At 30.7% G+C, this 10742-nt stretch carries 18 protein-coding genes; 8 read left to right on the plus strand and 10 right to left on the minus strand.

Annotated features, from left to right (window positions below):
- The 8 genes from GN105_RS12870 to GN105_RS12435 all read left to right on the plus strand — a co-directional run.
- Positions 1 to 600: hypothetical protein (locus GN105_RS12870; RefSeq protein ID WP_227978813.1), on the plus strand; the 600-nt coding region annotated here is incomplete at its 5' end.
- Between the two features lie 2 nt (positions 601 to 602).
- Positions 603 to 1292, plus strand: a complete 690-nt coding sequence (locus GN105_RS12410; protein WP_155285705.1) for a hypothetical protein — start codon at positions 603 to 605, stop codon at positions 1290 to 1292.
- 79 nt (positions 1293 to 1371) lie between these two features.
- Entirely contained in the window at positions 1372 to 2289 is a 918-nt protein-coding gene (locus tag GN105_RS12415; RefSeq protein WP_155285706.1) for a M23 family metallopeptidase, read from the plus strand.
- Positions 2286 to 3002, plus strand: coding sequence for a hypothetical protein (locus GN105_RS12420; protein ID WP_155285707.1), 717 nt, complete (start codon positions 2286 to 2288; stop codon positions 3000 to 3002). Before GN105_RS12415 ends, GN105_RS12420 begins: the two co-directional genes overlap by 4 nt.
- A gap of 51 nt (positions 3003 to 3053) precedes the next feature.
- The gene (locus GN105_RS13105; RefSeq protein ID WP_262884857.1) at positions 3054 to 3185 is read left to right on the plus strand and encodes a hypothetical protein; all 132 of its coding nucleotides are present in this window, start codon (positions 3054 to 3056) and stop codon (positions 3183 to 3185) included.
- A gap of 299 nt (positions 3186 to 3484) precedes the next feature.
- Positions 3485 to 3877, plus strand: a complete 393-nt coding sequence (gene tssD, locus GN105_RS12425; RefSeq protein WP_155285708.1) for a type VI secretion system tube protein TssD — start codon at positions 3485 to 3487, stop codon at positions 3875 to 3877.
- Positions 3878 to 3948: 71 nt separating this feature from the next.
- Positions 3949 to 4398: a hypothetical protein gene (locus GN105_RS12430; RefSeq protein WP_155285709.1), complete on the plus strand. Its 450-nt coding sequence runs from the start codon at positions 3949 to 3951 to the stop codon at positions 4396 to 4398.
- A 20-nt stretch (positions 4399 to 4418) separates the two neighbouring features.
- On the plus strand, positions 4419 to 5795 hold the full coding sequence (locus GN105_RS12435; RefSeq protein ID WP_155285710.1) for a DUF5458 family protein: 1377 nt from the start codon (positions 4419 to 4421) through the stop codon (positions 5793 to 5795).
- Between the two features lie 9 nt (positions 5796 to 5804).
- Here GN105_RS12435 and GN105_RS12440 read toward each other — a convergent pair whose 3' ends face one another.
- The 10 genes from GN105_RS12440 to GN105_RS12880 all read right to left on the minus strand — a co-directional run.
- Positions 5805 to 6077 (minus strand): hypothetical protein, encoded by a 273-nt coding sequence (locus GN105_RS12440; RefSeq protein WP_155285711.1) that lies wholly within the window; start codon positions 6075 to 6077, stop codon positions 5805 to 5807.
- 241 nt (positions 6078 to 6318) lie between these two features.
- Positions 6319 to 6810 (minus strand): hypothetical protein, encoded by a 492-nt coding sequence (locus GN105_RS12445; RefSeq protein WP_155285712.1) that lies wholly within the window; start codon positions 6808 to 6810, stop codon positions 6319 to 6321.
- Entirely contained in the window at positions 6758 to 7057 is a 300-nt protein-coding gene (locus GN105_RS12450) for a hypothetical protein (RefSeq protein WP_155285713.1), read from the minus strand. Before GN105_RS12450 ends, GN105_RS12445 begins: the two co-directional genes overlap by 53 nt.
- Positions 7027 to 7653, minus strand: coding sequence for a hypothetical protein (locus GN105_RS12455; RefSeq protein ID WP_155285714.1), 627 nt, complete (start codon positions 7651 to 7653; stop codon positions 7027 to 7029). The genes GN105_RS12450 and GN105_RS12455 overlap by 31 nt, the downstream gene beginning before the upstream one ends.
- A 48-nt stretch (positions 7654 to 7701) precedes the next feature.
- The gene (locus tag GN105_RS12460) at positions 7702 to 8277 is read right to left on the minus strand and encodes a hypothetical protein (protein WP_155285715.1); all 576 of its coding nucleotides are present in this window, start codon (positions 8275 to 8277) and stop codon (positions 7702 to 7704) included.
- Positions 8225 to 8386 carry a hypothetical protein gene (locus tag GN105_RS12875; RefSeq protein WP_173015011.1) on the minus strand — a complete coding sequence of 54 codons (162 nt, stop codon included), beginning with the start codon at positions 8384 to 8386 and terminating at the stop codon, positions 8225 to 8227. Before GN105_RS12875 ends, GN105_RS12460 begins: the two co-directional genes overlap by 53 nt.
- A gap of 94 nt (positions 8387 to 8480) precedes the next feature.
- The gene (locus GN105_RS12465; protein ID WP_155285716.1) at positions 8481 to 9035 is read right to left on the minus strand and encodes a hypothetical protein; all 555 of its coding nucleotides are present in this window, start codon (positions 9033 to 9035) and stop codon (positions 8481 to 8483) included.
- Complete coding sequence (locus GN105_RS12470; RefSeq protein ID WP_155285717.1) at positions 8983 to 10113, minus strand: hypothetical protein; 1131 nt, start codon at positions 10111 to 10113, stop codon at positions 8983 to 8985. The genes GN105_RS12465 and GN105_RS12470 overlap by 53 nt, the downstream gene beginning before the upstream one ends.
- A 12-nt stretch (positions 10114 to 10125) precedes the next feature.
- Positions 10126 to 10455, minus strand: coding sequence for a type VI secretion system tube protein TssD (tssD, locus tag GN105_RS12475; RefSeq protein WP_155285718.1), 330 nt, complete (start codon positions 10453 to 10455; stop codon positions 10126 to 10128).
- Positions 10456 to 10463: 8 nt separating this feature from the next.
- Positions 10464 to 10742 (minus strand): hypothetical protein (locus GN105_RS12880; protein WP_173015012.1); only part of this gene is annotated, 279 nt, incomplete at its 5' end.

Genomic DNA, 10742 nt, shown 5'->3' on the forward strand with positions numbered 1-10742 from the left:
TATTTTGAGCCCTTTGCTTGGGTAGAGCAAATGAAGAGGGTGTTTCCATTAGAAATTGATTTATCAGACCCCGATAAATGGATTTCTCAATTTACACAACCACGTTCTAATGTTGCCTGTTACAGAACTTGTTGTCTAATTCTAAATAATTATGGAGTTAGCTGTGGCGGTCTTGGCAGAGTTTTAGAAGAAAAATACAATAATGGTACTTCAAAGTATTCTAATGTTATTCAGGTTGTTATACAAACTTCTAATGGAAAATTGGAGAATACAGGGGATGGGGAAGAAGCTATCAATTATATTGATTCTGAATTAGAGAAAGGTCATCCTATACTTATAGGAGTAGATAGAGAAAGTGAGAATAAAGATTATAATAAAGATTTTACAACCGAACATTTTATAGTTATAACTGGAAGGAAAAGAGATGATAAAGGAATTTATTATCGTTTTTTTGAAGTAGGAACTAATGAAAAGAATAAAGAATTAAAAGGAGTAAATTCTAATAATAAATTATATCTCCAAAAAGATTATAATTTGATCGGGAATGTTCCACAATCGACAAAAAAATATACATTAACACAAGTTAGAAAAAATTTATAAGTATGAGCAAGTTAATTTCTTTTTTGTTAATTTCTTTTTTTGGGATGATTAGTTGTAACCAAAATAGAAATAAATCTCAGCAACAAATCACTACAAATAAAGAATATAGTGATATATTAAAAAGTGTAGAAGAACTCCAATCAATCAACATAGATACTCTTTATAATAGAATATTTTACAAAATCACTCAAACTGATTCTATAGATATATTATATCATCCTTGTGATGCATCTATAAATACAATTAAGATTACAAAAGATTTTATTTATGAAGATATGGGACAAGAGGCCACTAAAATGTATTACTCAAAAGTAGATAAGAGAAAAGATACAATCTTCTTTATAAATTCAACAAATGAGCAATATAAATTTTTACCCATAAATATAAAAAAAGGATATTGGATAATAGATGATAAAATTTTTGTTGATAGTTTGGAAGTTAATAATATGGTAGAATTTTGGGAACCCTACAAAGAATGTTGGGGAGATGAGGCTTTTGAAATGTCTTTATCAGTTATAAAACAAGAGCAGACAAATCCTATTGGATACTTAAATTTAGGTGATTTATATTGGGAAAAAGGAGATTACTCAAAAGCAAAAGAGGCATATTTCAATTATATAGTATATATGAAATTATCAAAAAAAGAAAAAAAAGTCCTTAAATATGTTCGTGAAAGACTAGATAAGAATTAAATATATAAATGGTAAAATCCAAAACAAAGAGTTACAAGCCTGTTACAACAAACCCAAACTGAGTCATATTTTTTCTCGGATGGTATGCAAACACCAAAGCGAATGGTCATACAAATGGGCAAAAATAGAAGAAGACGCCAAAAAGTTTTTTAAGTATCATTACCCTGATGCAGAAGATGATAAAATACAAGAACGCCTCGATGAAATAAAAGCTAAACACAATGCATTATATGATTTTTGGGACAAGTTGAATTTTAAAACAGATACATTTTGGTACTTTGAGCCTTTTGCGTGGGTAGAGCAAATGAAGAGGGTGTTTGGAGTATCCCAATGGCACGACCCAGTAGATAATCCGATATGTACCCTATATATGCAAAGAGGAGGTGGAGGTAAATTTGGAAAACATTGGGGGCTTTTTGGAAAAACAAGAAATGGTTCAAAACATTTAGGATTAGATTTGTTTGCAACAACAGGCACACCAATTTATGCTTGTGTAGATGCTATCGTATATAATAGAAGATGGCACGGAGGTTACAGAAATACATTAACACTTAAGGTAAAGGATGTCCAATCTTTCCTCTGCCATAAACAAAATTATAAACTCCAATATGAAAAATCAGGTGAGATGGAAAAAGGTGTTTCTTGGAGTGAAGAAGGAGATATTTTCCTGTTTTATGCTCATTTAGATTCAGTCAAAGAATTTAATTTTGGAGAAGAAGTAAAATGTGGTGATGTTTTAGGTACTACTGGACGTTCAGGGGTTGAAGCAGGTACTTGTGCCCCTCATCTTCATTTTGAAATCCTATGTCAATATAAAATGAAAGTTGGAACAAAATATAGGATAAATCCTGCTTTTTTTGTAAAATATAAAGGATTTAAAGAACAATCTGAAGAAGAAAAGGAAAAACAATTAGATGAGAAAAATAGAGGTCAACTAAAAGAAATATACGGACAGGAAAAACTAAAATTTGCAAATATTAAAGGATTTATCAAATGATGAAAATAGGAATAGTTACTATAATTTTAATGTTACTTGGTTGTACAGGTAACAATAATATACAGAACAATGAAAATGTAGGAAAAAAAGATACTGTTCAAAATGGAATTATAAAGGAGACAAGTAATTTAATAAAAAAAAGAACTTCTAATACTATTGCAGGAACAAGTATAGATAATGTTGTAAGAGATACTATCACTCAAAAAACAGATGGGAACATAACACTTTTAAAGTTTAATTCTGTGGATTTTCCTTTTTATCTTGTTTCTTTCATAGAATCAGAACGAAAATTTTTATACAAAGAAGATATTTTTTCTTTTGAATTATACGCAATGCTATATGAAAATGTAGAGAATTTACTTACAGATGTAAAGGATATACAAATAATAAAAGGAGAAAAACAGTATTTTTTAATGTATCCTACCTATTCAGAAGAATTTCCTTCTTTTAAGATAGTGGGATTTTCAAAGAACAATCCTTTCAAATACTATGGAATATATACGTATAGTTATAATGATTATGATAAATTGGAAGGGATTTCCTTTGAAGAAATTAAATATAGATTATTTGAGGAAAATAATATACCCATGGTTTATGCCTTAAGTGGTAGAAAAAAATTTTTACTCTCACAGATTGAAGAAGACCAGTATCGTGAAAGGATTTCTGAAGAAGAGAAAAATAGGATAAAAAATTTTATGCTAAATTTGAAGTGAAAATTTATTGTTTCAGTTTATTGACACAAAAGCAAAGCTAAATATGATACATTGTATGATTTTTGGGATAAGTTGAGTTTTAAAACCGATACATTTTGGTATTTTGAGCCCTTTGCTTGGGTAGAACAAATGAAGAGGGTGTTTGGAGTATCCCAATGGCACGACCCAGTGGATAGTCCTTAGTATGTATATTATTATCCAACACAAAAGAGGAATGTATTTAAGTTTGTGGAAATAAAAAAGTGATATTTTATTTGATTTTGAGTGGTTTATATTGTATGGATTATGATGTAATTGATTAATTGTTCGGTTTTTCACTCAGATTGTTAAAATCGGTTAAATTATATTTTTTATTAAAAATTGTTTTTTTCTTGCGTAGATGAAAATAATAATTTAAATTGCACTCGATTATGCTGTTTTAAAGAGTTTTCTTTTTGAATCATAATCAAAAAAAGTAATGTTAAATTAAAACAATTAAATTTATGGCATTCAGCTCAACACTTAATTTAGGAGGAAAAGAGTACGATGTACTTGATTGCAAGTATTCACTTCGTAGAGATGTTGACTCAAAAGGGAGACCAGCATCTAACATTTATGGTGGACGTATTACAGTTCGTGTAGAATCCACATCAGACACAACCATCTTAGAGCATATGGTAAATCAGTTCAAACCTTTTTCGGGAAGCATTATTTTCAAGAAAGGAGATGAAGAGGCAAAAATGAAAGAGCTTTCATTTGAAAATGCCTACATTATTGAATTTGAAGAAGGAATTGACGTGGTTGGTTCTAGCCCTATGTCTCTTCAAATTACAATTTCAGCTCAAACTATTAAGATAGGAGGAGCAGAGCATCAAGAAAATTGGCCAAAGAGTTAACAAAACTGTAGAGAACTAAGTGCTTGTTATAAAAGACAAGCACTTTATGTTTTGAGTAAAATATAAAAAATATGGGTATTTTAAATTATGGAATAGGCGGGAATGAAGTAAAGACAGAAGCTTCGGAAGCTATTGGTAACATTCCTGAGAACCGTACACTTTTGGTCGAGAAGTTAACTTCAGAAGACCCTATTACGCCTGAAGCTGTAGAGGGATTAACTTCTATAGAGGAGGTTTTTGCTACTTTTCAACCAAACGTAGATATTGAATTTGAAACTGCAGAAGGAGAACCTGTTCAGGAGAACTTTTCTTTTCAAAACACCGGAGATTTTCAAATAAAGAGCCTTACTTCACAAAGCCAGTTTTTGAAAAAATTGGAAATACAACGTGATTTCTATACCAAGTTGGTAAAACAACTTCGAACTAATAAAATTCTCCAGCGAGCTTTAGAAAATGAGGAAACCAAAAAGGCTTTTATTCAGGCATTGACTCAATTAAGAAATGAGCTCAGAGAGGCTTAAGATAAAAATTTTTATTATATATGACAGAACAACAGAGTAACCGGAATATATCTCCCAATGTTGGTGAACGAGTATCGGAACAGTTTTCTCAAACGGTTTTGGATGATGCCTTGTTAGGGCTTTCTCGTTTGGGAGGATTTAGTTTTTTAGAGGCAACAATTGAGGGCATTCAAAATTTAAATCCGGAGCGAAAAGCACGTAAGAAAATGTTTTTGGTAGAAGAACAGAAACAGAATGAGCGTGATGAATTAGCAGAAAAGATAGATTTGTGGTTGGATCTTTTAACCAATAATGAATCTATTTCGGAGATGGTAGATAAGAGCCAAAATGAAGCTAATGCCACGGCAAGTTTGCTTTCTAAAAATCAGCTTGTTGCAGTTGAAGCTGTTCGGGATTTGGAAAAATCATATCGTGCAGTACAATTGTTTTATAAAAATACGGAGTTGGATAAACTATCAAATATAACAATTGTTAATGCTTCTCCAGAACAACTTTCAGACCTTGATAATTCAAGATTCATTGATTTTATTGCAGATGAAATTAACCAGAACTATGACCGTTTGGATTTACGAGAGAACTATTCTTTATTGGTAATTCCCGGTTTTTTAGGCTCCAATAAAGTGGTAGAAAAATGGGCAAAAATAGCTCATAACAATAAGGTGATGCTTTTTACCGACTTTGCCGATTTGGATAAACCGGATGATGTTGTGGATATGTTCTTCTCTTCTAATTTAGCTGGTGGTGATACTTTTAAGAGTAACACTGTGATGAGTTGTAATTGGCTTATTGGTAGGGGAGCTTACAAAGAAATCGGCGAGGAGGATGATTTGCACGTATCACCTTCTTCGGCATTAGCAGGAAAGGTTTATAAAACATTGATGTCGCAAGTAACGGCAGGGAAAAAATTTGGAGGTCTTAACGAGGTGGATGCGGTAGTATTCCCTTTGAAGAAAAGCGAAATTTCTCAGTTGGAAGCTATGGGCTTGGTGCCTATGGTTAACGAATATGGAAAGGTGATGGCTTTTTCGGCAAAAACGCTATTCAATGGAGATAACTTAGGTTTACAGACTTATTCTGTGGTACGAGTATTTGATTATATTACGAAGGTTTTGTTTGATTTTTTAAATCGTCGTTCTTTTGAAAATTGGAACGTACGAACCGAACAAGATTTGAGAAGCCAGATAGTTAAATTTTTAGATGGTATTCAAGGGCCGGGGCGTTTGATAGAAAGTTTTAAAATTCTTCGTATAGAAAGAGATCCTGTACAGAAAGATAGAATTTATCTTGATATTCATATATCTCCTTATTTTCCATCAAAAAGCTTTGTTATTAAGTTAGATGGTACTAAGGGAGACGATGGCACCAATTGGGAAAGTGAGTATCAACAAGACAAGTAAAAATAGGATTTAAAGAAAAACCGCAGGATGTAAATCATCTACCTGCGGTTTTTTTTTATTTCGTTTAAAAACATCGGTTCGCTTACCTGCATTTACTTCTTTTTTAGGGATGTAACGTTCCGGTTGGTGTATGATGTTTTCATAAACTCCTTGTCCAACGGAAGCAAACCCCACGCCCATTTGTATTTTACTCAACGTAGAAGAAGCTTCTTTATCTAAGTTTGCATATTGAATAAGGTCTTTTGTTTTTCCTATCACCTGATGCTCACTAAGTGTAGTCAAATCCTGAATTAATATGCCGTATTCATCTCCATCTTTGATTTTGATTTGTATTTTGCTATTTTTAGGAGCTTCAACTACTTTGCCATTTCCTGTGTTTATTAAGTATTTCTCATTATGTTCTTGAATAAGTTTTTCTAATTTGAAATACTTTTAAGATAGGATATTGAGTTAAATATTTTAATTTAGAGTAAATTCACTTTAATAAAAAAATTTAATTTCTACTTATGTAAGTGTTTTTATATTATGAATCCCAATTTTTAATGGTAGCAAGGACAAGAAAAATTATAGCTGTTAATATCATATAAGCAATTATGAACCACTTTCTTTTCTTACGTTGCTTGGGAGTTTCCTTTTGGAACTTATTGTATATCTCTTCATAAGATGTTTTTCCAAGTAATAAGTAAAGAATAATTGATGAAATGATAGCTATTCCCCCTCCATATAAAAGCTTAATTCCAAATTTATAATCAGCAATTTTATAAGGAAGTTCTAAGAATCTATACAAATACTTTTCTAAGATTGTAATATATAAAAAAGTTATTATAGAAAAAATATTGAAAATAAATAAGAAAGCAAATAAACAAAATCCACTAAACTTATATGGAGAATCCCATCCTTCTTTTCTTTTATAATATTCAACAAATCGATAATATACATATTGCACTACTTCTCTGAAATTTTTAATCTTCACGATATGGTAATCTTGGGAATTGTTCTTTTTTATTGATTTCATACATTAATTTTTTAATTTTATCATCATTAGAAGGTATTCTGTCTCTTACAGGAGTAAACTCTTTGTAAGGAAAAATTTCTTTTTCTTCTTTTCTTTTATTGAAGATACTTTTAATAGTTTCTTTTGAAAGAATTTGCTGATTTGGAGATAAGCCTGTTTGTTCTATCATCCAGCTTACTATTCCAGAGGCATCTAACACAAAATAACTTCCTGCCATTAACCAACCAGCTCCAGGGAAAAAATACATAACGTAAAAACAGTTGCGTCAATAGCATTCTTTACAGTTAAACCATTTTGTATTATATCATATACAATAAAAGATGCTCCAATACCTGTCAATATTTTTCCAGTATTCTTTAAAGCTTTCCCTTTAAATGAATGCCACTCAGCATTACTGGAGCGAAAACGAGGTTTTCCTCCTTTTGTACGGATATCACCCTTTTTAGTTCTTGCATATAAATCAGTGGGCTTTCCTTTGTTAATACCCTTAGTTGGTCTATATCTTTTATTATCAAATAAAAACTTCTGATAAGTTGATAATCCTGAGGATATTGAGTTTAATAGAAAGCTATACGTTTTTGCAAGGTCTAATGTATTGGTAAGGGCTTTTGTACTTCCGGTTACTTGCCTGAATGTAGCTCCTTTTTGGTCTCTTATGCTAATGGTATACTGGTTATAATCATCTATTTTTAATGATATTTCACTTTGTTTAGATGCTTCCATAACGGTACCATCACCCATAGTAACTTTCAATATTCCATTTTCTTCCTTGATTAAGTGTTCTAATAAATTTTCCCCATAACTCTCTAAAATGGCTTTGTCAGAGGTATCTAATTTTTGCAATTTACAATTTTAAAAATCCCATTTGTGATAGTTGATACTAAATATGTTTTATCTTATTGTATCTTTTTTCTTAGGTAGTTTAAATTGTATTTTAGGTATTTCTATCTCTTTTCTATGTTCTTTTTTCCATTCTTCCGAACGATTTTGCTCCATTACATAAATAGAAAAAGCAAATAAGATAGCGGTTGAAATCATATAAAGCACTATTAAACGCCCTCGTTTTACACGTTGAGAGTAAGGTTCTTTATTGTAAGTATTATATATTTCCTGATAAGGTTTCCTTCCTATTATAAAATATACAAATCCATATAAAATTATTCCACTTCCTATTGCTAAAATATACTTTCCATAACTAAGATAATTATTTGGATTATAGAAATATGACATAAAAGAATCAATATATTTACCTATGTAAGTTATTTGTAAAATAAATAATACTGTAGCATAGTGAAATGTAAAGCACATTGAAATCAAACAAAAGCTTTTAAAGTTATATATGGATACTTCTCCTTCTGTCTTTTTATAAAATTCGCTAAACCTATAATACAAGTATTGTATAGCTTTGCCAATACTATCTATCTTTGTATCCTTGTCTGAATTGAGGAAAATCTTCTTTTTTGTCATTGCCTTTTATTAATTTTTTAATGATATTAGTTTCTTCCATTTGCTCTCGTAGTCTATGCATATCAAATTCATTGTAACGTGGTGTTACATATGTTTTATCACGTTGCATTTGTTGAATGGGAGACTCTATTCTATTTGGTAAATTAGGTGATTTAGATAAATCATACATTGCATAATCAAAAAATGATTTCCCTGAAAAATGATTATTTTTTATTTTCTTTCAATTCTTTTATCAATTCATTCATTTTTATTGGATTCTCATTTATAAAAATACTTTTGGTTGCATTTTGATTGAACCTATAGATAGAATAACCAAATAAAGAAAAGGTTATAAATAAATATAAAATTATTATCCAACCTCGTTTTTTACGTTGTGTAATTGTTTCTTGATTATATCTATTATATATTTCGTGATATTTTTTACCTACTAAAAAGTACAAAAATCCCAATATGATAGTTGAAAATACTACTAAGTAGAAGATTTTTCCTGCCCAAGTATATATTGGTATACTTAAAATTTTATTAATATATTTTTCTAAAAATGTGTTTTTTGATAAAAATATAATAGTTGCCCAGTGAATGGCTATAAATCCTCCAACGCCAATTAATCCATCTATGCGTTTAGAACCTCCAAAACGTCCTGTTTCTATTTTTTCATAATATTGGCACATTCTGTAATAAAAGTATTGTATGGCTTTGCCAATACTATCTATCTTTGTATCCTTGTCTGAATTGTGGAAAATCTTCTTTTTTGTCATTACCTTTTATTAATTTTTTGATGATATTATTTTCTTCCATTTGCTCTCGTAGCCTATGCATATCAAATTCATTGTAACGTGGAGTTACGTATGTTTTGTCACGTTCTTGCTTTAACAAATTCTTATAACGCTCTTCCGGATTTGTTTGTATATACTCTACAGGCTCAAAAGCTCCTATAACATCCAAAAAGAAGTATGTACTTGCTATACCCCATCCAATAGGTCCACAATATATACCAATGAGCCCCACAACGACATCTATTCCATCCTTTATTGTCACATATCCTCTATGATAAGATTGGATAGGAATTAAGAGTATTCCTCCCCATCCTAAAACTCTTCCTATTCCTTTTATCTTCAATCCTTTTTGATAATGAGCTTTTGCAGCTTTACTTACAAATTTAATATTCTCGGGTTTTTTAATATTAAATTTGTATCTTAGTTTACCATCAGCTGTTCGTTTAAAAACATCGGTTCGCTTACCTGCATTTACTCCTTTTTTAGGGATGTAGCGTTCCGGTTGGTGTATGATGTTTTCATAAACTCCTTGTCCAACGGAAGCAAACCCTACGCCCATTTGTATTTTACTCAACGTAGAAGAAGCTTCTTTATCTAAGTTTGCATATTGAATAAGGTCTTTTGTTTTTCCTATAACTTGATGCTCACTAAGTGTAGTCAAATCCTGAATTAAGATGCCGTATTCATCTCCATCTTTGATTTTGATTTGTATTTTGCTATTTTTAGGAGCTTCAACTATTTTGCCGTTTCCTGTGTTTATTAAGTACTTCTCATTATGTTCTTGAATAAGTTTTTCTAATTTGAAATACTGCATATTTTCCCCATAACTCTCTAAAATGGCTTTGTCAGAGGCATCTAACTTTTGCAATTTACAAATTTTAGAGAATCCCATTTGTGATAGTTGGTTTACTTGCTGTTTGTTGAGTACTCTTCGATAGGGAATTTGCTGGTATTCAATATAGGCATAACCTAACCCTATCACGTATCCTTCGTAGGGAAATCCTGTTTGCAGGTAAAACTGATACTGTTCAGGAGTGATATATATTTTTCGTCGGTTCATACTGCATTAGTTTTACTTAGTCCATTTGCTGTCATAGGTTTGTCCGTTAATTATAAGGCTTTCAGCAGAAATTACTAAAACGGTCTCTACTCCCTGATTGATATTTTGGTGCATTTCTAAACAGTAGGCGTTACTGAATTTCACTTTCAAAGGTGAAGAAGCACTACTGTTACGGAATACGATTTCACCGTCTTTTTTCAAGTATTGACTTGTAGCCCAGTAGGACAGTATGGCATCAGGGAATTGTAATAGTTTTAATAGTATCGTACCTCCCCAAATTTCACTTTGAGGTTCGCCTTTTATATCAGAGTTATATTGAACCGGACAAAAAATATAAATCACTACTATTTTTAACTCATAAACTTTGTAAAAAATTTAATTAACATACCGATTATAAATACTATCAAAGCAATAGTTATAAAAATACCTAAAAATTTATTTATGCTAAATTCTGATTTTTTCTTATTTTGAACTTTTGATACATCTAATACGCCAGTAAATAATAACTGAAAATACTCTTTTGCAGATAAATGTTTTTTGATTTCGGGTAAAGCAATGGCTTTCTTTATTTCATCAAAGTTTTTATAATGCAAGCCCATTATCTTGAAAGCTGTTTTATTTTGCTTATT

The sequence above is a fragment of the Capnocytophaga felis genome, from assembly GCF_009684755.1.
Classification (GTDB): domain Bacteria; phylum Bacteroidota; class Bacteroidia; order Flavobacteriales; family Flavobacteriaceae; genus Capnocytophaga; species Capnocytophaga felis.

What these genes read in the sequence shown, in the direction of transcription:
- GN105_RS12410 (WP_155285705.1), top strand. Translation starts at nt 603, where the DNA reads ATGAGCAAGTTAATTTCTTTTTTGTTAATTTCTTTTTTTGGGATGATT.
- GN105_RS12415 (WP_155285706.1), top strand. Translation starts at nt 1,372, where the DNA reads ATGGTATGCAAACACCAAAGCGAATGGTCATACAAATGGGCAAAAATA.
- GN105_RS12420 (WP_155285707.1), top strand. Translation starts at nt 2,286, where the DNA reads ATGATGAAAATAGGAATAGTTACTATAATTTTAATGTTACTTGGTTGT.
- tssD (WP_155285708.1), top strand. Translation starts at nt 3,485, where the DNA reads ATGGCATTCAGCTCAACACTTAATTTAGGAGGAAAAGAGTACGATGTA.
- GN105_RS12430 (WP_155285709.1), top strand. Translation starts at nt 3,949, where the DNA reads ATGGGTATTTTAAATTATGGAATAGGCGGGAATGAAGTAAAGACAGAA.
- GN105_RS12435 (WP_155285710.1), top strand. Translation starts at nt 4,419, where the DNA reads ATGACAGAACAACAGAGTAACCGGAATATATCTCCCAATGTTGGTGAA.
- GN105_RS12445 (WP_155285712.1), bottom strand. Translation starts at nt 6,810, where the DNA reads ATGAAATCAATAAAAAAGAACAATTCCCAAGATTACCATATCGTGAAG.
- GN105_RS12450 (WP_155285713.1), bottom strand. Translation starts at nt 7,057, where the DNA reads ATGTATTTTTTCCCTGGAGCTGGTTGGTTAATGGCAGGAAGTTATTTT.
- GN105_RS12460 (WP_155285715.1), bottom strand. Translation starts at nt 8,277, where the DNA reads ATGACAAAAAAGAAGATTTTCCTCAATTCAGACAAGGATACAAAGATA.
- GN105_RS12875 (WP_173015011.1), bottom strand. Translation starts at nt 8,386, where the DNA reads ATGCAACGTGATAAAACATATGTAACACCACGTTACAATGAATTTGAT.
- GN105_RS12465 (WP_155285716.1), bottom strand. Translation starts at nt 9,035, where the DNA reads ATGACAAAAAAGAAGATTTTCCACAATTCAGACAAGGATACAAAGATA.
- GN105_RS12470 (WP_155285717.1), bottom strand. Translation starts at nt 10,113, where the DNA reads ATGAACCGACGAAAAATATATATCACTCCTGAACAGTATCAGTTTTAC.